We start from the raw sequence: 21,874 nt of genomic DNA on the forward strand, positions 1-21,874 counted from the left end.
GACCGCGTTGCGCCCATCGCCGACAAGCCGGTTCCTACAGGCGAATGCGTTCCAATGGTAGGAGCCGGCTTGCCGGCGATGGCCATCTGGCCGTCAACGTTTCTCTTGCTTGTTGGGCAACGGCGCAAACAGCGCCTCGATATCCTCGTTGCCCAACTGCCAATCCCCGGTCGTACGCCCATCCAGCACGCCCGCCGCCAGATCGGATTTCTCCTTCTGCAGGTGTTGGATTTTCTCCTCTACCGTGCCCCGCGCGATCATCTTGTACACGAACACCGGCTTCTCCTGGCCGATCCGATACGCACGGTCGGTGGCCTGGTTTTCAGTGGCCGGGTTCCACCAAGGGTCATAGTGGATCACGGTGTCGGCTTCGGTCAGGTTCAAGCCCACGCCACCAGCCTTCAGGCTAATCAGAAAAATCTGCAGTTTGCCGCTCTGGAAATCCTTCACCGGTGTGCGCCGATCACGGGTCTGGCCGGTCAGCAGTGCGTAGGCAACACCGCGCTTTTGCAGTTCGACTTCAATCAGGCTCAGCATTGAGGTGAACTGGGAAAACAGCAGGATCCGCCGGCCCTCGGCAAACAATTCCTCGAGCATCTCCATCAGGCTGTCCAGCTTGCCCGAGCTGCTGCCACGCGCGGGCAGGGTGGCGTCGTTGACCAGGCGCAGGTCGCAGCACACCTGGCGCAACTTGAGCAGTGCTTCAAGAATGATGATCTGGCTGCGTGCCACACCTTTGCGGGTGATCTCGTCACGGACCTTTTTATCCATGGCCAGGCGCATGGTTTCGTACACGTCGCGCTGGGCCTCGTTGAGGTCGACCCAGTGGATGATCTCGGTCTTGGGTGGCAACTCGGTCGCCACCTGTTCCTTGGTGCGGCGCAGCAGGAACGGCTTGATCCGACCGTTGAGGTGCTGCAATCGCACATCACTGGCGCGTTTTTCGATCGGCACGCGGTAATCGCGATTGAAGCTTTTGACGTCACCCAGCCAGCCCGGCAACAGGAAGTGGAACAACGACCATAGCTCGCCCAGATGGTTTTCCAGCGGGGTGCCGCTCAGGCACAGGCGCTGCCGGGCATTCAGCTCGCGTGCCGCCTGGGCGGCCTTGCTCGTCGGGTTCTTGATGTACTGGGCTTCGTCCAGGATCAAGACGTGCAGGGGCAGGGCCGCGAGTGTCTCGATGTCCTTGGGCAACAGGGCATAAGTGGTCAATAGCAGGTCGTAGTCCTGCAGGTTGGCGAAATGTTTTTTGCGTCCGGCGCCGTACAACGCCAGCACTTTGAGCTGCGGGGTGAAGTGCGCCGCTTCGTCCAGCCAGTTGGGGATCAGGCTGGTGGGCATCACCACCATGCATGGCCGATCCAGGCGCCCGGCGGCTTTTTCAGTAAGAATATGCGCCAGGGTCTGCAGGGTTTTGCCCAGGCCCATGTCATCCGCAAGAATTCCGCCGACATCCAGCTGGCGCAGTGACTGCATCCAGCTCAAGCCTTCCAGCTGATAAGGCCGCAGCGTGGCGTTCAACCCTGCAGGCGCGACGCTGGTGAAGTCCTTGATGTCGCGCAGGCGCTGGGCAAAGTTGCGGATCTTTTCACCGCCTTGCCACTGCAGCGGCAGGTCATCCAGCGGGTTGAGGCGGATCGCATCCGCCTTGGCCAGGCGCAGCGTGGTGGTGCCGGGTTCCTGCAGATAAAACTCGCCGAGGGTGGCCAGGACCGGTTTCAACCGGCCATAGGGCAATGCCACTTGCAGCGGGCCATGGCCGCCATTCGGCAAGCCGGGGATATTCACCAGGATCAGTTCATCATCGCGGCGCCGCGCGAGTTTCTCCGGGTTGAGGATTTCGGTGTGGGAGCGCATCAGGTTGAGCAGGATCGGCAGCAGGCTCAGGCGCTCGCCATTGACGATGATCCCCAGTTCGAGGTCGAACCAATCGCGCTCGGGGCCTTCGTCGACGGTGGCATACCAGTCGTCCACCGGGCTCAGGTCGAAGCCGAAATCCTCATCGATCTGCAGCTCCCAGCCCTCGGCGCGCAGGGTGGGCGAGGCGTTGAGGGTGAAGTTCAGCCAGGCGCTGTCATTGACCATCTCGAACAGTTCGCCGGCGCTTTCCGGCAAGGCCTTGCTCTGGCGCGTGGCGATCTTGAAGCCCAGCAGGCGCAGTTGCTCGCGATAGGGCTGCTCCAGCTCTGGATGGCGCTTGATGCGCAGGCTCTGGGTTTCCTGGCGCACAATGATATCGGCGTTCTTCTGCCCACTGACATAGTTGCCCAGGTAATTGAACGACAGCGCCGCGCGATGCTGGATATAGCGCTGCATTTTGCCGTTGCGCGGTTCAAACGCGCTGAACTCGACACTCGCCAGCCACAGGCGTGGCACCGGCGGCACGTCTTCCATCACCACCTGCGGTACCACCACGCGGTTATCCAGCACGGCCTGCAGCTTCTCGAGCAGCTCGGCATCCTGGGCGGCGGCCGGGTAGGCGAGGGTTTCCTGGACCTTGAGCAGTACTGCCGCGATGTGTTTGCAATTGGTGTGCACCGGGCAGGTACAGCGGCTGTCGACGAGGATCAACGTGCCCTTGGCCGATTCGCGCAACGAGATGGTCTGCCGATACACGTTGCCGCCCGAGCCTTCGCAACTGGCAACGATGGTGCTGTCGCCGGACTCGACGATGCGCACGCGGTTCTCCAGCGCATAACGCCGCCCGCGCTCCAGGCTCTGCTCTTTGAAGCGGTTGGCCCACGAAGGGGCCAGGGGTTTGGTCAACGACGACGTCAGGGGCATGGCGCTGGATCAGTCCTGAATGTCGGGCGGCGGCGCGCTGGGGGGCTTGGCGGTCAGCGAGGTGATCTTGATCAGCAGCGCCAGGTGGCCGCCGTCGAGGTAGTTGAGTTGGTTGTTCTTGGTGCGCACGTCGTGCTGGCTCAGGTGTTCGCTGGCAATCACGCTGCCGTTGGCGTCGAATTGATTGATCCAGAAATCCGCGTCTATATCGGTGAAACGCCCCAGTTGCAGGTTCAGCACGCCCTCGATGGGAAACTGGCCGAACTGCTCCTGGCCGTCGCTGATCGCGATCTTCACGGGCTGCTCGCCGAGGTTCTGCTCCCAGGCCTTGTGCGCGAGCACGGTGTAGCTAGAGTCGGCGCTGAGCTTGTCGACGATATTGCCCAGGCGTGGCGGGCTCATCCGCTCACCCAGCCGCGCGGCGCCAGCATCCCAGTTTTCCGGCGCGGGGCGGCTGTTGATCACCGGCTCGGCGTTCTGTCGCACCAGGATCATTTCCACCAGGTACGGGCTGTCGGCAAACGCCGAAGGTGCGAGTACCACCAACAACAGGCTCAGAATGCGGAACAGGCGCATGGGGGCGTCCTTCAAGCAGATTTCGGGATGAGGCGCTCAAACAGCGCCTCCAGGGTATTGAAGCGTTCTTCGGCACGCTCCATCGGCACCATGAACTTGAACAGCGTAGCCCCTTCGAACTTGTAGCGGTTGGGCTGGCCCTGGATCAGCTTGATCAGTACCAGCGGGTCGACCGGCGTCTGCGCTTCGAACTCGATACGCCCGCCCTGCGGCCCGGCGTCGACTTTCTTGATACCCAACTGCTCAGCCTGCAGCTTGAGCAGGGTCAGGCGCACCAGGTTCTTGGTCGGTTCGGGCAACAGGCCGAAGCGGTCGATCATCTCTACCTGCAGGTCCTTGAGGCCTTCTTCGTCGGTCGCCGAAGCGATGCGCTTGTACAGGATCAGCCGTGCATGCACATCCGGCAGGTAGTCCTCGGGAATCAGCGCCGGTAAGCGCAGGTTGATTTCCGGACCGCCGCCCAGGGGTTGGTCGAGGTTCGGTTGTTCGCCTTTGCGGATGGCTTTCACCGCGCGCTCGAGCATCTCCATATAGAGGGTGAAGCCCACGGCCTGGATCTGCCCGCTCTGGCCGTCGCCGAGCAATTCACCGGCGCCACGGATTTCCAGGTCGTTGGTCGCGAGCACAAAGCCGGCGCCGAGGTCCTGGGTGTTGGCGATGGCTTCCAGGCGCTTTTCGGCGTCGCCGGTAATTTGCTGGCGCGGTGGCGTCAGCAAGTAGGCATAGGCCTGGTGGTGACTACGCCCGACCCGGCCGCGCAACTGGTGCAGCTGCGCCAGGCCGAACTTGTCGGCACGCTCGATGATGATGGTGTTGGCGCTCGGCACGTCGATGCCGGTCTCGATGATGGTCGAGGCAATCAGCACGTTGAAGCGCTTGTGGTAGAAGTCGCTCATCACCTGTTCGAGTTCGCGTTCGCGCATCTGCCCGTGGCCGATGGCGATACGCGCCTCCGGCACCAGTTCGGCGAGGTCGGCGGCGCATTTCTCGATGGTCTTCACGTCGTTGTGCAGGTAGTACACCTGGCCGCCGCGGAGCAATTCGCGCAGCAGTGCTTCCTTGACCGTGCTTTTGTTCTGCTCCATCACGAAGGTGCGCACCGACAGTCGGCGCGCCGGCGGCGTGGCGATGATCGACAGGTCGCGCATGCCCGACACGGCCATGTTCAGCGTGCGCGGAATCGGCGTGGCGGTGAGGGTGAGGATGTCGACTTCACTGCGCAGGGCCTTGAGCTGTTCTTTCTGGCGCACGCCGAAGCGGTGTTCTTCGTCGATGATCACCAGGCCCAGGTTCTTGATCTTCACATCGTCGGACAGCAGCTTGTGCGTTCCGATCACGATGTCGATCTTGCCTTCGGCGAGGTCGGCGACGGCGGCATTCACTTCCTTGGCGGACTTGAAGCGGCTCATCACCTCCACGGTCACCGGCCAGTCGGCAAAGCGGTCGCGGAAGCTGTTGTAGTGTTGCTGGGCGAGCAGGGTGGTCGGCACCAGGATCGCCACTTGCTTGCCGCCGTGCACCGCGATGAAGGCGGCGCGCATCGCCACTTCGGTCTTGCCGAAGCCGACGTCGCCGCACACCAGGCGGTCCATCGGCTTGGGCGCGAGCATGTCGGCGCGCACCGCTTCGATGGTGGTTTGCTGGTCCGGGGTTTCTTCGAAGGCGAAGCCGGCGCTGAAGGTGGCGTAGTCGGCCTTCGGATCGGCGAAGGCGTAGCCCTCGCGTGCGGCGCGGCGTGCATAGATGTCGAGCAACTCGGCGGCGACATCGCGCACCTGTTCGGCGGCCTTGCGCTTGGCTTTCTGCCAGGTCTCGGAGCCCAGGCGGTGCAACGGCGCCAGCGCGTCGTCGCTGCCGGTGTAGCGCGCGATCAGGTGCAGGTTGGCCACCGGCACGTAGAGCTTGGCGCCCTCGGCGTATTCCAGGGTGAGGAACTCAGCTGCCTGGTTGTCGATCTCCAGGGTTTGCAGGCCCAGGTAGCGGCCGACACCGTGATCGATGTGCACCACCGGCGCGCCTTCGCGCAGCTCGGTGAGGTTCTTGATCACGGCGTCGTTGTTGGCGTCGGCGCGTTTTTCACGGCGCCGACGCTGCATCACGCGCTGGCCGAACAGTGGGCTCTCGGCGATCAGTGCCAGGGCTGGGTCATCCAGCAGCAAGCCTTCATCCAGCGGGGCGATGGTGATCGCCAGGCGGTCTTTGCCGGCGACGAAGTCTGGCCAGCTGTCGACGGTTTTCGGCCGCAGCTTCAAGCGTTCCAGCAGCTCCAGCAGCACTTCGCGGCGCCCGGCGGATTCGGCGGTGAACAGCACGCGGCCGGGGAAATCACCGAGGAAGTTGGACAGCGCCTCCAGCGGTTGCGTGGCTTTGGCCTGGATCGCCAGATCCGGCAGCGTGCCTGCAGGGAAACGCTCGCGGCCACTGCCGGCGTCCACGTCCTGTTGGCTGGCGACCACACGCGGCCAGTTTTTCAGGCGCGCGAAGCAGTCTTCTACCGGCAGGAACAGTTCGGCAGGCGGTAATAAAGGACGGGAAGGGTCGACGCGGCGCTCTTCATAGCGGTTGCGCACGTCGTTCCAGAAATTCTCGGCGGCCTGCTCGATGCCGGGCAGCGAGAACACTTGAGTGTCCTGGGGCAGGTAATCGAACAGGGTCGAGGTTTCGTCGAAGAACAACGGCAGGTAGTACTCGATACCGGCCGGGGTAATCCCGCTGCTCAGGTCCTGAAAGATCGGGCAGCGGCGGAAGTCGACATCGAAGCGTTCACGAAAGCGCGCCTTGAAGCGCGTGACCGCATCTTTTTGCAACGGGAATTCACGCGCCGGCAGCAGCTTGATCGACTCGACTTTATCGATGGAGCGCTGGTTTTCCGGATCGAAGGTGCGCAGGGTTTCGATTTCGTCATCGAACAGGTCGATGCGATACGGCAACTTGCTGCCCATCGGGAACAGGTCGATCAGCGCGCCCCGCACGGCAAACTCGCCGTGCTCGTACACCGTATCGACGCAGCGGTAGCCGCTGGCTTCCAGGCGCGTGCGCATCTGTTCGACATCGAGCTTCTGGCCGATATCCAGCACCAGGCTGCTGCCCAGCAGGAACTTGGTCGGCGCCAGGCGATGCAGGGCCGTGGTGATCGGCACCACCAGCACGCCGTGGGCCAGTTCCGGCAGGCGGTACAGGCTGGCGATGCGCTGGGAAATGATGTCCTGGTGCGGCGAGAACAGATCGTAGGGCAGGGTTTCCCAGTCGGGAAAATGCAGCACCGGCAAATCGGGGGCGAAGAAGCTCAGCTCCTGCTCGAGTCGCTCGGCACTTTGGCTGTCGGCGGTGAGCAGCAGGGTAAAGCGCTTGGCTGCGCTGGCAGCCTCGGCAATGGCCAGGCTCAGGGCGGCACCGGGCAGGTTGCCCCAGTGCTGTTTACCTGCCGCGGCAGGGAGAAGCGGTAGACGCAGAACGGGCACGGAAGGTTGAGCTCCAAGCGTTGCGACAAAGTCGGTAATTGTAACGGCCCGAGGTGCCGCCTGTCAGTTGCTGACTGAGCCTATTACGGTTTGTAGGAAATGTAGTGGCTAAGACAAACAATGGCGTGTTTTGACTCAATATGTAGTGCCATTTCGCGCGTATGTTTCGGAGGGTTACGGACAAGTCGGCGTTACCGGCGAATAGGTGGCCTTCTGGAACCCGCGTATTTACTGGGCTGCAGCGCGGTGTTGGTTTTTGGCAAGCACTTTTTGTTGCCGGGCGCGCATTGCTCCGAGGGCGGTCGGGCGGCATAATGTAGCCCCTTTTTTCTGCCCCTACATGTGGAAGGTTCCCGTGACTCAGAAGCCCGACCAGTGTCTTGGTGAATGGATCGACCGTGAAGCACTCGCTGAAGCGATGATTCCGCTTATCGGTCAGCTGTACCGCAATAACAATGTGGTGAGCTCGATCTATGGCCGCAGCCTGATCAACCAATCAGTCATCGCGATTCTCAAGGCGCATCGCTTTGCTCGCCATCGCTCTGCCGACGACAGCGAACTCTCCGTCCACGAAACATTCCCCCTGCTCAAGGCCATGAGCGAGCTCAAGCTCGGCGCGGCTTCGGTAGACCTGGGCAAGCTGGCCTATAAATTCCGCAAGGAAGGTGCCGGCCGCAGCGCCGAGCAGTTCGTGCGTGAAGAAATGGCCGAAGTGGTTGGCCAGCAAAACGCCGCAGCCCGCAAAGGCACCGACGTCGTGCTGTACGGCTTCGGTCGTATCGGCCGCCTGCTGGCGCGCATCCTGATCGAAAAAACCGGTGGCGGCGACGGCCTGCGCCTGCGTGCCATCGTCGTGCGCAAAGGCGCCGAGAACGACCTGACCAAGCGCGCAAGCCTGTTGCGTCGTGATTCGGTACACGGTCCGTTCAACGGCACCATCGTCATCGACGAAGAAAACAACACCATCACCGCCAACGGTAACCTGATCCAGGTGATCTACGCGAAGAACCCGTCCGAGGTGGATTACACCCAGTACGGCATCAAGGACGCCCTGCTGGTGGACAACACCGGTGTCTGGCGTGATGCCGAGGGCCTGGGCCAGCACCTGGCCTGCCCGGGTATCGATCGCGTTGTCCTGACCGCTCCGGGCAAGGGCAAGCTGAAGAACATCGTTCACGGCATCAACCACGCCGAAATCACCGCTGACGACAAGATCGTGTCCGCCGCTTCCTGCACCACCAACGCCATCGTGCCGGTGCTGAAGGCTGTGAACGACAAGTTCGGCATCGTCAACGGTCACGTCGAAACCGTTCACTCGTACACCAACGACCAGAACCTGATCGACAACTTCCACAAGGGCGATCGCCGTGGCCGTAGCGCCGCGTTGAACATGGTGATCACCGAGACCGGTGCTGCCACCGCTGCTGCCAAGGCCCTGCCTGAGCTGGCCGGCAAGCTGACCGGTAACGCGATCCGTGTGCCGACGCCGAACGTGTCGATGGCGATTCTCAACCTGAACCTTGAGAAAGCCGCCACCCGTGAAGAGATGAACGAGTACCTGCGCTACATGGCGCTGCACTCCGACCTGCATAAGCAGATCGACTTCGTCAATTCGCAGGAAGTGGTGTCCACCGACTTCGTCGGCTCGCGCCACGCCGGTGTGGTGGACGCGGAAGCGACCATTACCCAGGACAACCGCGTTGTGCTGTACGTGTGGTACGACAACGAGTTCGGCTACAGCTGCCAGGTGGTTCGCGTGATGGAAGACATGGCTGGGGTCAACCCGCCTGCATTCCCGCGCTAAGCCTGTGCGCTGAATGAAAAAGCCCCGACTGGTTCGGGGCTTTTTTGTGCCTGCGAGGGCCTCTTCGCGAGCAAGCCCGCTCGCACATTCGACCGGGTGTCTTCAGGGCGCGCGCGGTTAAATGTGAGAGCGGACTTGCTCGCGAAGGCGGTCGTTCAGCCAGCGCAAATCTTCAATTGAGCAACTGGGTACGCAAGCGTTCGGACAGCCCATTGGGCGCCAGCCAGAGGCTCAGGTAGGTCCTGGCAAGCTCATCGTCACCACTGCTGAACACCACCTGCCCATTGATCTCCAGGTTCAAGCCCCGCCCCGGACGAAAATCCAGGGCATACCGATCGCCGCTGCGGATATCGCGAAAACTGGCGTGCAGTTTGTCTATCTCGGGCTTCAGTCGGGCGCTGGCCTGCTGGCGCTGCAGCGTGGCAGTGGCGGCTTTGATCACGTCGTTGCGGTCGATGTCGCGAAAGTAATACAGCGTCAGGCGCAACGCTTTTTGTTGCGACCAGGCCTGCTTGGCGCTCAGGTCGGACGGGGCATACAGCGCCGCCGCGTAGACATCCGCCCACAGGTAGGTAAGCACCGCCTGGTTTTTCAGCGCCAGTTCATGGGATTGCAGCGGAAAATCGGCTTGCCGGAGCCGATCCGCCTCACTCGCCTGCGCCGCCAGCGAAAAAATCATCATTAAACAGAAAACGACATGCCGCATAATGGCTCGTCCTGTAAAGGTGCGTGCCAGCAGTGTAATGCCTGTTTCGTGTTTCTGTAGTAAAGGCAAGACTGGCCTACGACGCGACCAAGGGTTAATGTGCGCGGCGTTGAGCCTTATATAGACTGTGCCCCGGTTCACACACTTGAGCCAAATTGTCCTTCATGACCGCTGGCCGCGGCATGATTTAGCCAGGCGTTCAACCGTGCGCCTGGCCTGTTCTGAGGAGTACGCATGGCTGTCTACAACTACGACGTGGTGGTACTGGGTTCCGGCCCGGCTGGAGAAGGTGCGGCGATGAACGCCGCGAAGGCAGGGCGCAAGGTGGCGATGGTCGATAGCCGTCGCCAGGTCGGCGGTAACTGCACCCACCTGGGTACCATCCCGTCCAAGGCCTTGCGTCACTCGGTGCGCCAGATCATGCAGTTCAACACCAACCCGATGTTCCGGGCGATTGGTGAGCCGCGCTGGTTCTCGTTCCCGGACGTGCTGAAAAGCGCCGAGAAGGTGATCTCCAAGCAAGTGGCTTCGCGCACCGGTTACTACGCCCGCAACCGTGTCGACCTGTTCTTCGGTACCGGCAGCTTCGCCGATGAGCAAACCATCGAGGTGGTATGCCCCAACGGCGTGGTCGAGAAGCTGGTGGCCAAGCACATCATCATCGCCACCGGTTCGCGTCCGTATCGCCCGGCGGATATCGATTTCCACCACCCGCGTATCTACGATAGCGACACCATCCTCAGCCTGGGCCACACCCCGCGCAAATTGATCATCTACGGCGCCGGCGTGATCGGCTGTGAATACGCCTCGATCTTCAGCGGCCTGGGTGTACTGGTAGAGCTGGTCGACAACCGCGACCAACTGCTGAGCTTCCTCGACTCGGAAATTTCCCAGGCGTTGAGCTACCACTTCAGCAACAACAACATCACTGTGCGTCACAACGAAGAGTACGAGCGGGTCGAAGGCCTGGACAACGGGGTGATCCTGCACCTCAAGTCCGGCAAGAAGATCAAGGCCGACGCCTTGCTGTGGTGCAACGGCCGTACCGGCAACACCGACAAGCTGGGCATGGAAAACATCGGGGTCAAGGTCAACAGCCGTGGCCAGATCGAGGTGGACGAGAACTACCGTACCTGCGTGGCGAACATCTATGGCGCCGGTGACGTGATCGGCTGGCCAAGCCTGGCCAGTGCCGCGCACGACCAGGGCCGTTCAGCCGCTGGCAGCATCGTCGACAATGGCAGCTGGCGTTATGTGAATGACGTGCCGACCGGGATCTACACGATTCCCGAGATCAGCTCGATCGGCAAGAACGAACATGAGCTGACCAAGGCCAAGGTGCCTTACGAAGTGGGCAAGGCGTTCTTCAAGAGCATGGCGCGTGCGCAGATCGCCGGTGAGCCGCAAGGCATGCTGAAGATCCTGTTCCACCGCGAGACCCTTGAGGTGCTCGGCGTGCACTGCTTTGGCTATCAGGCGTCGGAGATCGTCCACATCGGCCAAGCCATCATGAACCAGCCGGGTGAACTCAATACCCTCAAGTATTTCGTCAACACCACGTTCAACTACCCGACCATGGCCGAAGCCTATCGGGTAGCGGCCTACGACGGCCTCAACCGGCTTTTTTGAGCGGCTCCGGCCGGTGGCCTGAGCCGGCCGGGGAGACCGATTTCAGTAATTCTCGAGGGTGGCAGTGGCCAAACCGGGAAAGTCTGTAATCAGGCTATCTACGCCGAAGTCGGCGAGCCTGCGCATCAGCGCGGGTTCGTTGACTGTCCACACGGACACGTGCAAGCCCTGGCGCTGGGCTTTTTCCAGACGCTCAGGGGTGCACAACGTCCAGTTCAATGCCAGAAACTCACAACCATAGTTCTGCGCGACCTTCAGCGGGTCGAGCCAGGCGTATTCGGCGACCAGGCCGCGTGACAGGTCCGGGGTCAGTTCAACCGCTGCCTTCAGCACTTCCCGCGAGCTTGAGGTCACGGTGACCTTGTCCATCAGGCCAAAGCGCACCGCCATTTCGCGGATGGCCAGTACGGTGGTTGCGGCGCGGGTGCGCGAGGCACTTTTGACTTCCAGTTGCCAGTGATCGAAGTCGCACTGCTCGAACAGCTCTTCCAGGCGTGGGATCGGGCACGGCTTGACCCAGCCGGGGCCGCCTTTGCGCGCGTCCATCTTCACCAGGTCCGCCGCCGAATACTCGACGACCTTGCCGCGCCGGTCAGTGGTGCGCTTGAGCGTCGGGTCGTGGATGACCATCAGCTCGCCATCCATGGACAGGTGCAAATCCAGTTCGCAGCGGCGTACACCGTGCTTGAGGCACTCCTGGAAGCTGGTCAGGGTGTTTTCCGGTGCTTCGCCTTTGGCACCGCGGTGGCCGTAAATCAGGGTCACAGTTGCTCCTATGCGCCAGGTCTGCTGGCGGGGTGATACGAATTCAGGTGTCTTGGGCGTCGCTCTGTTCCCGCGCCAGGCGCCGTTCCTGGGCTTGTTTCTGCAGGATATAGCGCGCGAGCAGCTGGCGTTGGGCATCGGTCATGGATTCGAATTCCGTGCCCACATCAAAACCTGCGCCCTTGGGATCGCAGTGGGTGACCCGCGCGCGCAACAACAGGCCGAGCGCCTGGGGCATCAGCACCAGCTTGACCGCCAGGTGCGCGCCGGTCGGCAGGGGCGTAGGGTGCTGGAAGTCGATGCCGCCTTCGGAAATGATCACCGGCTGCGGCGCGCCAACTTCATCCAGCAGGCCGCGCGCCATGATCTGGCTGAGCAGGTCCAGGCGTTTGTTCTGCACGCGCAGAAAGGCGGCGAGGGTACGGTCTTTCTCGCTGAGCTGGCGTAACAGGTGCTGGGCTTCGAACTCGCTCAGGTGCAGTTCACTGAGCAGATTGAACAGCGGGGAATCATCCAGCAACACTTCTTTGCTCGCCGCTTCGGGGGCAGACAGGCTTTTGATTTGAAGTGCGATCATGTCGTCGATACGGTAGTATTCGCGGCGCTCTTCTTCATCTAATGTCGACATGGCGAACCCCAGGTAACGGTAATGGTCTGAGTGTAAAGCTGCTTACCAGACCCCGCCACCGGGACGTCTTCTTTTCCTCCGAACAAGCCCCGACATGTTCAGACCTCTCTTCGTATTTATCGGCACGCGTTATACCCGTGCAAAGCGTCGCAATCATTTTGTGTCGTTCATTTCCCTGACCTCGATGATCGGGCTCGCCTTGGGCGTGGTCGTGATGATCGTGGTGTTGTCGGTGATGAACGGCTTCGATCATGAGATGCGCACCCGCGTGCTGGGCATGGTGCCCCACGCGACCATCGAGGGCGATGCGCCCATCAACGACTGGCAAAGCCTGGCCGCCAAGGTCAAGCAGAACCCCAAGGTAGTGGCCGTAGCGCCGTTTACACAGATGCAGGGGCTGCTGACCAATGACGGCAAGGTGCAGAAAATCCTGCTCAATGCCATCGACCCGGTCCAGGAGCGCAACGTCTCGATCATCGACAAGTTCATGCTGCAGGGCAAACTCGACGACCTCGCGCCCGGCAGCTTCGGCATCGTCATCGGTGACAAGGCCGCGGCGAAGCTCGGCGTGGGCCTCGGCGACAAGCTGACCTTCGTCGCCCCGGAAGTCACCGTGACCCCGGCCGGGATGTTCCCGCGCATGAAGCGCTTCACCGTGGTCGGCACCTTCCACGTCGGCGCCGGCGAGATCGACGGCTACCTCGGCCTGACCAACCTCACCGACCTGGCGCGCTTGCACCGCTGGCAGCCGGACCAGGTGCAGGGCCTGCGCCTGAAGTTCAACGACCTGTTCGACGCCCCGCGCGGCGCCTGGGAAATTGCCCAGCACCTGGGCGAATCCCAGTACTACGCCCGCGACTGGACTCGCACCCACGGCAACCTGTACCAGGCCATCCGCATGGAAAAAGCCATGATCGGCCTGCTGTTGCTGCTGATCGTCGCCGTCGCCGCCTTCAACATCATCTCCACGCTGGTGATGGTGGTGAATGACAAGAAAGGCGATATCGCCATCCTGCGCACCCTGGGCGCCACGCCGGGGCAGATCATGGCGATTTTCATGGTGCAGGGCACCGTGATCGGCGTGGTCGGCACCTTGATCGGCACGGCCGTGGGAATCCTGGCCGCACTGAATGTGAGTGCGGCGATCGCCGGCCTCGAAACCCTGATCGGCCACAAGTTTCTCAACGCCGACGTCTACTTCATCGATTACCTGCCGTCCCAGGTGCAAACCCAGGACGTGCTGATGGTGGGTGGCGCCGCGTTGGTCCTGAGTTTCCTTGCCACCCTGTATCCAGCCTGGCGCGCGGCACGTACCCAGCCAGCACAGGCCTTACGTTATGAGTGAATCGGGCATGAGTGAAAAAGCAATCCTGAGCTGCCGCAACCTGGGCAAATCCTATGAGGAAGGCCCGGAATCGGTGGTGGTGCTGTCCAACCTGCAACTTGAACTGCATCCGGGCGAGCGCGTGGCGATCGTCGGCAGTTCCGGCTCCGGCAAAAGTACCTTGCTCAACCTGCTGGGCGGCCTCGATACGCCGTCCCAGGGCAGCGTCTGGCTGGCCGGTGAAGAGCTGTCGGCCCTGGGTGAAAAAGCCCGTGGCCAGTTGCGCAACCGTTCGCTGGGCTTTGTGTACCAGTTTCACCACCTGTTGCCGGAATTCACTGCGCTGGAAAACGTGTGCATGCCGCTGTTGATCGGCAAGACTGCGATCCCGCAGGCGCGCGAGCGTGCCAAGGCGTTGCTGGAGCGCGTCGGCCTTGGCCATCGCCTGGAGCACAAGCCGGCCGAATTGTCCGGCGGCGAGCGCCAGCGTGTGGCGATTGCCCGTGCCCTGGTGAACAACCCGGGCCTGGTGATGCTCGATGAGCCGACCGGCAACCTCGACTCCCACACCGCCCAGGGCATCAAGGACTTGATGCTGGAACTGAGCACCCAGATGCGCACCGCGTTCCTGGTGGTGACCCATGACATGAGCATGGCCCGCCAGATGGACCGTGTGCTGCACCTGCAGGAAGGTCACTTGGTCGCCATCTGACCCGTTTCAAGCCCGGTGCCTATAGCGCCGGGTTTTTTCATTTTTTCAACGGTGCCCGCGAATGTTCAGACCGTTATCGATTTTCATCGGCACGCGCTATACCCGCGCCAAGCGCCGCAACCGTTTTGTTTCGTTTATCTCGATGACCTCGATGATCGGCCTCGCCCTGGGCGTGCTGGCAATGATTGTGGTGCTGTCGGTGATGAACGGCTTCCAGCGCGAAATGAGCTCGCGCATCCTCGGCATGGTGCCCCACGCGACCATCGTCGGCGTGAACCCGATCGATGATTGGCAGCCGGTAGCTGCGGAGGCGATGAAAAATCCAGAAGTCACCGCCGCTGTTCCGTTCACGCAGATGGACGGCATGTTCTCCTACAAGGGCGCGATGCAGCCGATCGAGATCAGTGGCGTCGATCCGGCGCAGGAAGGCAAGGTGTCGATCGTGGCCCAGCACATCGTGCAGGGCAAACTCGACGACCTGAAGCCCGGCGAGTTCGGCGTGGTCGTCGGTGAAATCACCGCGCGGCGTTTTCGCCTGAGTGTGGGCGACAAGCTGACCCTGATCGTGCCGGAAATCAGCAGCGCTCCGGGCGGTATCACCCCACGCATGCAGCGCTTGAATGTGGTCGGCATCTTCAAGGTCGGCGCCGAGTTGGATGGCTCCATGGCCCTGATCCATATGGCCGACGCTGCCGAGATACAGCATTGGCAGCCGAACCAAGTGCAGAGCGTGCGCCTGGCGGTGAAGGACCTGTACGCAGCGCCCAAGGTCTCGACGGACATCGCCGGCAGCCTCGGTGCAGCCTACAAGGCGGACGACTGGACCCACACCCAGGGCAGCCTGTTCAGCGCGATGAAGATGGAAAAGACCATGATCGGCCTGCTGTTGCTGATGATCGTCGCCGTGGCCGCGTTCAACATCATCGCGACCTTGATCATGGTGGTGAATGACAAGGGCGCAGACATCGCGATCCTGCGCACCATCGGCGCCACGCCTCGGCAGATCATGGCGATCTTCATGGTGCAGGGGACGGTGATCGGCATCGTCGGCACCTTGATCGGCGGCGTGCTGGGGGTGATTGCGGCGCTGAATGTCAGTGAGCTGGTGGGCTGGCTGGAGCGCGTGACGGGGCAGCATATCTTCAGTTCGGATGTGTATTTTGTCAGCAACCTGCCGTCGGAGCTGCAGGGTGGGGATGTGTTGTTGATTTGCTCTGCGGGGTTTGTGTTGAGCTTCTTGGCGACCATCTACCCGGCGTATCGCGCGGCGAAGATTGAGCCGGCGCATGCCCTCAGATATTCGTAGCCGTTAACACCGCGATCGCAGGCAAGCCAGCTCCCACATTTTTGAATGTATTCACAAGCTGGCTTGCCTGCGATACGGCCTGCCCAGCTTGCCTCAATCCTCCTTCGGCAACTCAATCACAAACCGCGTCCATCCTGCCTGCGACTCACAATAAATCCTTCCGCCATGCGCTCGCACGATCGATTGGGTAATCGCCAAGCCCAGCCCCGCATGCTCGCTGCTGCCTTCGCGGCGCGCCGGGTCGACTCGATAGAAGCGATCAAACAGGCGCGGTAACAGCGCCGGTGCAATACCTTCACCGTTGTTCTCTACGGTCAGCGTCACCCCGCGGGCATCTTCTGTCATCCGTACCCGCACTTCGCCACCCGCCGGGGTAAACCGCAACGCGTTATCCAGCAGGTTCGACAAGGCCCGGCGCAGCATGCTGCGATCGCCGCGTGTCTGGGCAGCGCCTGCGCACACCAGGCTGACCTGCGCGTCTTCGGCCAGCAGCGTGAAGAACTCCAGCAACGCGTCGACTTCCTCCGCCAACGCCAGCGGTTCGCGCGTGGGCACCAGCAAGCCGTGGTCGGCCTTGGCCAGGTAGAGCATGTCGTTGACCAGTTGCGCCATCCATTGCAGCTCTTCCAGGTTGCTGTGCAGCGCCTCGCGGTAGTCCTCCAGCGGGCGCGGCTGGGTGAGGATGACCTGGGTGTGGGTCAACAGGTTCGACAGCGGCGTGCGCAGTTCGTGGGCGATATCGGCGGAGAACGCCGAAAGGCGCTGGAACGCGTCGTCCAGGCGACCGAGCATCGCGTTGAAGACCTGCGCCAGTTCCGCCAGCTCTGGCGGCATGTGCTGCTCGGGCAGACGCTGGGTCAGGGAATGCGCGGAGACGCTGGCCGCCACATCGCCCATGCGTCGCAAGGGCCGCAACCCACTGCGCGCGGCCCAGGCGCCGAGCAATGCGGTGGCCAGGGCCGAGAGGCCGACAGTCAACCAGATCAGGTGCTGCATGCGCTGCAGGAAGTGTTGGTGGTGAGTGATGTCGAGTATCAGGCTCAGTTGCGGCGAGTCCGGCTGGCTTGGCGCCAGTGGCACGTTGTACACGCGGTAGTCGGTGCCGGCGTTCTGCAGGCGGTGCAAGCCCGGTGCCTCGGGCAAGCTCATGCCCGCCGCGCTGTCAAACCAGCGCTGGCCAGCGGCGCTGATGCGCAGCGTCAGGTCGGGTTGGCGAGTGAGTTCGGTGCGCAGTTGCGCTTCGCGCTGGGCAAACAGCTGCGGCGTGTCGACGCCTTGCAAGGTACTGCGCAAGGCGACTAGTTTGCCGTCGAGCAGTTGCTGGTCCAGCTCGATAAAGTGCGTTTCACTGGCATGATTGAACAGCACGCCGGCCAGCAGCGACACCACCGCAGTACAGCCGGCAAACAGCAAGGCCAGGCGGCTGGCCAGGGACAGGCGCGAGATCAATTGCACCGTGCCTCCAGCACATAACCCATGCCGCGCACGGTGTGGATCAGCTTGGTGGGGTAGTTGTCGTCGACTTTCAGGCGCAACCGGCGGATCGCCACTTCGATGATGTTGGTGTCGCTGTCGAAATTCATGTCCCAGACCTGGGAGGCAATCAGCGACTTGGGCAGCACTTCGCCCTGGCGGCGCAGCAACAGTTCCAGCAGCGAGAACTCCTTGGCGGTGAGGTCGATGCGCTGGCCGTCCCGTTCGACACGGCGGCGAATCAAATCCAGGCGCAGGTCGGCCAACTGTAAGGCGGTTTCCTGCGGGGCACTGCTGCCACGGCGCAACAGGCTGCGCACGCGTGCCAGCAGTTCGGAAAAGGCGAAGGGTTTGACCAGGTAGTCGTCAGCGCCGAGTTCCAGGCCGTGCACGCGGTCTTCCACGGCGTCCCGGGCGGTCAGGAACAGCACCGGAATATCCAGGCCGGCGCCGCGCAGCGCTTGCAGGATTTGCCAGCCGTCGCGGCCGGGCAGCATCACATCGAGGATCAGCAGGTCGTAGTCGCCGGTCAACGCCAGGTGCTGGCCGCTGGCGCCGTCGGCCACCCATTCGGTGGTAAAGCCAGCCTCGGCCAGGCCCTGGCGCAGGTATTGGCCGGTTTTGGCTTGGTCTTCGACAATCAACAATTTCATGGGCAGCTCTTGGCAAACAGGGCACGACCGGCTTTATACCGTGGGGGCCGGGGTAAGGGCGCAACCTGACAAAGTTGTAATCTAGCAGTCAGCTGGCTGGCAGCGGCGTCATCTTAGAGTGCTGATCCTGCGGTTTACATAGTTTCGGAGAAGAGAGATGGCGTTGCGTACTCCCCTGATGTTGGCGGGCTGCCTGTTGGCGCTGAGTTTCGGTGCGGCGGCTGACACGGCTCACACTTACGCGTTCGGCCAGCCGGCACCGGCGAACCAGGCCACGCGCACTGTGCAAGTCACGCTGCAGGACATTTCCTTTTCACCCAAGTCCTTGGACGTCAAGGCTGGTGAGACGGTGCGCTTTGTACTCGTCAACAAAGGCCAGTTGCTCCATGAATTCAACCTGGGTGACGCGGCGATGCATGCCGAGCACCAGAAGGAAATGTTGCAGATGCAAGCCAGCGGCATGCTTACCGCCACCGGTATGGGCAAGATGGACCACAGTGCGATGGGCCATGGCGACATGGGCGGCATGAAGCACGACGACCCCAACAGTGTGCTGGTGGAGCCGGGCAAAACCGCCGAGCTGACCTGGACCTTTACCAAGGCCACCGGGCTCGAGTTCGCGTGCAACCTGCCGGGGCATTACCAGGCGGGGATGGTCGGCAAGCTGACCGTCGAGTAAGGCGGTTCTTAGAGGCGGGATCAAAGGCTGGTAGACTGGCTGGGTTTATTTAGCCAGGTTTCCGCCATGCATCCCGCAGCCGAACATTCGCCGCTGGGCAAGTCCAGTGAATACATCTCCACCTACACCCCCTCGTTGCTGTTCCCGATTCCGCGCGCCGCCAAATGGGCCGAGCTGGGCCTGAGCGCCGAAACCCTGCCTTATAAAGGCGTGGATTTCTGGAATTGCTTCGAATTGTCCTGGTTGTTGCCATCGGGCAAGCCGGTGGTGGCCATCGGTGAATTCAGCATTCCGGCCGATTCGCCGAACATCATCGAATCCAAGTCATTCAAGCTGTACCTCAATTCGCTCAACCAGAGCGCGTTTGCCGACGTACACAGCCTGGAAGCCACCCTGCGCACCGACCTCAGCGCGGCTGCCGGCAAGCCTGTGAGCGTGCGCGTGCGCAGCCTGGCCGAGGTTGAAGCCGAAGGCGTGCAGGCTTTGCCGGGTGTGTGCATCGACGATCTGGATATCAGCGTCAGCAACTACGAACACCCGCGCCCCGAACTCTTGCGCTGCGATGCTTCGCGTGTGGTCGAGGAGAGCGTGCACAGCCACTTGCTCAAATCCAACTGCCCGGTGACCAGCCAGCCAGACTGGGGCAGCGTGGTGGTGGACTATCGCGGGGCGGCACTCGATCACGCCAGTTTGCTCGAATACCTGGTGAGCTTTCGCCAGCATTCGGACTTCCATGAGCAGTGCGTGGAGCGCATCTTCCTGGACCTGCAGCGCTTGCTCAAGCCAGAGAAACTGACGGTGTATGCGCGGTATGTGCGGCGTGGCGGGCTGGATATCAACCCGTACCGCAGCACCGAGGATGTGGCGTTCCAGAACGTGCGCCTGGCTCGCCAGTAGCTATCACGCAAATCAAATGTGGGAGCTGGCTTGCCTGCGACTGCGGTGTATCAGTCACCCGATGGATGACTGAATGATCGCGATCGCAGGCAAGCCAGCTCCCACATGGGTTTCTGCGCTTGCCTTGGGGCTGGGTTCAGATCCCGATGTTGCCCAGGGTGATCATGATATTGCGCAATGTGCCGGAAATGACCGGATGATCGGCATCGAACTCTATGGCCGCTTGGTTCACATCATCGGAAATACTCGGCGTCTGAGTCGCCGGTTCAAGTTCAAGTTGTAATTCAAACTTGGCAATCAAGGCTTCCAGCGCTTCGCGTTTTTCTTCCGGCAGCGGCGGTTCCTGTTCCAACTGCCCGCGCAGGATCTCGACCTGTTCTTCCAGTTTTTTGCGATCAGGCATGACGTGGTTCCTTTTATCGATAGGCACTGGCATAGACCACGGCACGCCGAGAAAGGTCTACGAGCTGACCTGTAGATTAATCCACTGGCGCCCTCCGTGCATGATCTCGATCAGGGCTTCTCGCCCTTGAGCTGGCGCAGGCTGATGTCGGCCAGGCAACTGCCGAGCTCGCCCAGGTGGTCGATCACCGAGTGCACGCCCAGGCCATACAGGGCGACGGTGGCCTTGCCGCGCTTGTACTCGCGCTCCTGCTCGCTCAGTGCCTGCCATTGCTCGGGGGCCATGCCGCACAGCGAGCCGCACGAGGCCAGGCCGATGGTCCACAGGCCGGCGTTCAGCCCCGATTGCAGCAAGCGCGGCTCGCCGCTGACCAGCACGCAGCCTTCCAGGCGTTCGATATTCAGTTCCATCAAGGCTTGCCAGCACGCGTGGGGCGCCGGCCAGCGGATGGAGGAGGGCGATGCAGCCTTGAGCCACTCGGGGAGTGAGGCCGACAGCGCGGTGGTCACCGGGGGTGGCAATTCATCCAGCCAGGCACAGGGCACGCCTTGATCCTTCAGGCTGCGCAGGATTTTCAGGGCGCCGGGTGTGGCATCGGAACCAAGCGTGGGGGAATCGGTGCGTGCCCGGGAACCGAAGTCCACCAGGCAGCCACTCAGGCCAAACAGAACTGCAGTCAAGGCAGGCGCGCTGGCGATGGCAATCTCGGCGTGAGGCATTTCAACATCCCTGAAATAGCCCTGACGCTAACGGGTCACGATGACAGGCCGATGACAGCAGGGTTAATTGTAGGAATTTTGTGCATTTCCCGTATGTCGTTTCCTGCATGCTGCCTAATTGGACACTTCCGTCATATACTGGCCGTCTTATTCAGGGCATAGCGCCCATGACAGACCATTCAAGGAGCAAAAGCTATGCGCTGGAGCCACTACTTCGCTCAGCTGTCGGTGTGTGCCACTGTGCTGCTGGCGCCGTTCGCCGCACAGGCCGCGTCCGAAGACGATCCATGGGAAAGCGTCAACCGCCCGATCTTTACCTTTAACGACACCGTTGATACCTACGCGCTCAAGCCGTTGGCCCAGGGCTATCAGTTTGTGACCCCGCAGTTCGTGCAGGACGGCGTGCACAACTTCTTCCGCAACATCGGCGATGTCGGCAACCTGGCCAACAACGTGCTGCAACTCAAGCCGCATGCGGCGGGTGTGGACACGGCTCGCCTGCTGATGAACACCACCTTCGGTGTGCTGGGCTTTATCGACGTCGGCACCAAAATGGGGCTGCAGCGCAGTGACGAAGACTTCGGCCAGACCCTCGGCTACTGGGGCGTCGGCAGCGGGCCTTACGTGATGCTGCCGTTGCTGGGCCCGAGCACCTTGCGTGACGCGCCGTCCAAGTACGTGGACAGCTACACCCAACCGTACCGCTACATGAACGATATCGGCTGGCGCAACAGCACCTTCGGCCTGAATATCGTGGACACCCGTGCCAGCCTGCTCGACAGCGAGAAGCTGATCACCGGCGACAAATATACGTTTATCCGCAACGCCTACCTGCAGAACCGTGAGTTCAAGGTCAAGGATGGCAAGGTCGTCGACGACTTCTAAGCCGTGACGTTTTGAAATGAAAAAAGGCGACCCTGGCGGTCGCCTTTTTTTGTGCGCACTTTTCAGTGCATTTTCAAGATCTTGAGGCCCAGTTGCTGCTCCTCACCGGTGGTCTTGGTCCAGACCACTTCGGTGTCCGCCTCCAACCCCTTGAGTGCGGCGTGCTCCGATTCGATGCGCACCGTCAGGTGGTCGCCCGCCTTGAATTGGCGAGGCGCCTGGACCTGCATTCCGGAGCTTGAAAGGTCCACGCACACCCCGGCAATCTCCTGCCCGGCGTGGATAAGAGACACATCGGCATCCACGCGCATGCGGATGAAATCGCGTTTTTCGGCGTAGTCGCGCTCGTGTTCGCTCATGGGTTCCATCCTTACTTTGTGTTGTGGTCGTGCCCGTTCTTATAACTCCCGGTGATTTGCGGTGTAAAGACGCCCGGCGACCATCGGCATGAGCTTGAAACCCCTGGC

At 61.7% G+C, this 21,874-nt stretch carries 19 protein-coding genes; 8 read left to right on the plus strand and 11 right to left on the minus strand.

What is annotated here, in order from left to right:
• Positions 1-93 precede the first annotated feature (93 nt).
• Genes AC07OJ_RS09585 through mfd form a run of 3 tightly spaced genes read right to left on the minus strand, consistent with a single transcriptional unit; the run spans position 94 to position 6,824 of the window.
• Positions 94-2,787: a DEAD/DEAH box helicase gene (locus AC07OJ_RS09585; RefSeq protein WP_120447900.1), complete on the minus strand. Its 2,694-nt coding sequence runs from the start codon at positions 2,785-2,787 to the stop codon at positions 94-96.
• Between the two features lie 9 nt (positions 2,788-2,796).
• The gene (locus tag AC07OJ_RS09590) at positions 2,797-3,363 is read right to left on the minus strand and encodes a CsiV family protein (protein WP_065901998.1); all 567 of its coding nucleotides are present in this window, start codon (positions 3,361-3,363) and stop codon (positions 2,797-2,799) included.
• Positions 3,364-3,374: 11 nt separating this feature from the next.
• A complete protein-coding gene (gene mfd, locus AC07OJ_RS09595; protein WP_106804813.1) occupies positions 3,375-6,824 on the minus strand; it encodes a transcription-repair coupling factor in 3,450 nt (1,149 codons plus the stop codon).
• Positions 6,825-7,164: 340 nt separating this feature from the next.
• Here mfd and AC07OJ_RS09600 point away from each other — a divergent pair, with 340 nt between their 5' ends.
• Positions 7,165-8,628, plus strand: a complete 1,464-nt coding sequence (locus AC07OJ_RS09600; protein ID WP_106804812.1) for a glyceraldehyde-3-phosphate dehydrogenase — start codon at positions 7,165-7,167, stop codon at positions 8,626-8,628.
• A gap of 172 nt (positions 8,629-8,800) precedes the next feature.
• On the opposite strand, the gene AC07OJ_RS09605 is transcribed toward AC07OJ_RS09600, so the two are convergent.
• Positions 8,801-9,334 carry a chalcone isomerase family protein gene (locus AC07OJ_RS09605; protein ID WP_201143749.1) on the minus strand — a complete coding sequence of 178 codons (534 nt, stop codon included), beginning with the start codon at positions 9,332-9,334 and terminating at the stop codon, positions 8,801-8,803.
• A gap of 234 nt (positions 9,335-9,568) precedes the next feature.
• Between AC07OJ_RS09605 and sthA the strand changes: the two genes are divergently transcribed.
• Positions 9,569-10,963, plus strand: a complete 1,395-nt coding sequence (sthA, locus tag AC07OJ_RS09610; protein WP_016975273.1) for a Si-specific NAD(P)(+) transhydrogenase — start codon at positions 9,569-9,571, stop codon at positions 10,961-10,963.
• A gap of 42 nt (positions 10,964-11,005) precedes the next feature.
• Here the strand turns inward: sthA and AC07OJ_RS09615 are convergent, their stop codons facing one another.
• The gene (locus AC07OJ_RS09615) at positions 11,006-11,728 is read right to left on the minus strand and encodes a glycerophosphodiester phosphodiesterase (protein WP_065901990.1); all 723 of its coding nucleotides are present in this window, start codon (positions 11,726-11,728) and stop codon (positions 11,006-11,008) included.
• Between the two features lie 43 nt (positions 11,729-11,771).
• Entirely contained in the window at positions 11,772-12,356 is a 585-nt protein-coding gene (locus AC07OJ_RS09620; protein ID WP_065901988.1) for a PilZ domain-containing protein, read from the minus strand.
• A 94-nt stretch (positions 12,357-12,450) separates the two neighbouring features.
• Between AC07OJ_RS09620 and AC07OJ_RS09625 the strand changes: the two genes are divergently transcribed.
• The 3 genes from AC07OJ_RS09625 (at position 12,451) to AC07OJ_RS09635 (ending at position 15,698) form a co-directional block, all read left to right on the plus strand.
• A complete protein-coding gene (locus AC07OJ_RS09625) occupies positions 12,451-13,701 on the plus strand; it encodes a lipoprotein-releasing ABC transporter permease subunit (protein WP_120447903.1) in 1,251 nt (416 codons plus the stop codon).
• Positions 13,702-13,708: 7 nt separating this feature from the next.
• On the plus strand, positions 13,709-14,392 hold the full coding sequence (gene lolD, locus AC07OJ_RS09630; protein ID WP_162946070.1) for a lipoprotein-releasing ABC transporter ATP-binding protein LolD: 684 nt from the start codon (positions 13,709-13,711) through the stop codon (positions 14,390-14,392).
• 61 nt (positions 14,393-14,453) lie between these two features.
• Positions 14,454-15,698 carry a lipoprotein-releasing ABC transporter permease subunit gene (locus AC07OJ_RS09635; protein WP_495094443.1) on the plus strand — a complete coding sequence of 415 codons (1,245 nt, stop codon included), beginning with the start codon at positions 14,454-14,456 and terminating at the stop codon, positions 15,696-15,698.
• 93 nt (positions 15,699-15,791) lie between these two features.
• Here AC07OJ_RS09635 and AC07OJ_RS09640 read toward each other — a convergent pair whose 3' ends face one another.
• Both AC07OJ_RS09640 and AC07OJ_RS09645 read right to left on the minus strand, forming a co-directional pair.
• Complete coding sequence (locus AC07OJ_RS09640; protein WP_495094533.1) at positions 15,792-17,147, minus strand: heavy metal sensor histidine kinase; 1,356 nt, start codon at positions 17,145-17,147, stop codon at positions 15,792-15,794.
• The gene (locus tag AC07OJ_RS09645; protein WP_495094444.1) at positions 17,144-17,824 is read right to left on the minus strand and encodes a heavy metal response regulator transcription factor; all 681 of its coding nucleotides are present in this window, start codon (positions 17,822-17,824) and stop codon (positions 17,144-17,146) included. Before AC07OJ_RS09645 ends, AC07OJ_RS09640 begins: the two co-directional genes overlap by 4 nt.
• A gap of 157 nt (positions 17,825-17,981) precedes the next feature.
• On the opposite strand from AC07OJ_RS09645, the gene copI reads away from it, so the two are divergent.
• Together copI and queF are read left to right on the plus strand one after the other, a co-directional pair.
• Positions 17,982-18,503: a copper-resistant cuproprotein CopI gene (copI, locus tag AC07OJ_RS09650; protein WP_106804810.1), complete on the plus strand. Its 522-nt coding sequence runs from the start codon at positions 17,982-17,984 to the stop codon at positions 18,501-18,503.
• 66 nt (positions 18,504-18,569) lie between these two features.
• Complete coding sequence (gene queF, locus AC07OJ_RS09655; RefSeq protein ID WP_065901974.1) at positions 18,570-19,400, plus strand: NADPH-dependent 7-cyano-7-deazaguanine reductase QueF; 831 nt, start codon at positions 18,570-18,572, stop codon at positions 19,398-19,400.
• Between the two features lie 136 nt (positions 19,401-19,536).
• Here queF and AC07OJ_RS09660 read toward each other — a convergent pair whose 3' ends face one another.
• Both AC07OJ_RS09660 and pcrP read right to left on the minus strand, forming a co-directional pair.
• Positions 19,537-19,803, minus strand: a complete 267-nt coding sequence (locus AC07OJ_RS09660; RefSeq protein WP_065901972.1) for a DUF4404 family protein — start codon at positions 19,801-19,803, stop codon at positions 19,537-19,539.
• Positions 19,804-19,913: 110 nt separating this feature from the next.
• Positions 19,914-20,522 (minus strand): HAD superfamily inactivated hydrolase PcrP, encoded by a 609-nt coding sequence (gene pcrP, locus AC07OJ_RS09665; protein WP_495094445.1) that lies wholly within the window; start codon positions 20,520-20,522, stop codon positions 19,914-19,916.
• Between the two features lie 195 nt (positions 20,523-20,717).
• Here pcrP and AC07OJ_RS09670 point away from each other — a divergent pair, with 195 nt between their 5' ends.
• A complete protein-coding gene (locus tag AC07OJ_RS09670) occupies positions 20,718-21,407 on the plus strand; it encodes an MlaA family lipoprotein (RefSeq protein ID WP_065901968.1) in 690 nt (229 codons plus the stop codon).
• A gap of 62 nt (positions 21,408-21,469) precedes the next feature.
• On the opposite strand, the gene AC07OJ_RS09675 is transcribed toward AC07OJ_RS09670, so the two are convergent.
• Positions 21,470-21,766, minus strand: coding sequence for a PilZ domain-containing protein (locus AC07OJ_RS09675; protein ID WP_065901966.1), 297 nt, complete (start codon positions 21,764-21,766; stop codon positions 21,470-21,472).
• Positions 21,767-21,874 lie beyond the last annotated feature (108 nt).

The organism is Pseudomonas sp. GW821-FHT09C08, assembly GCF_059418125.1.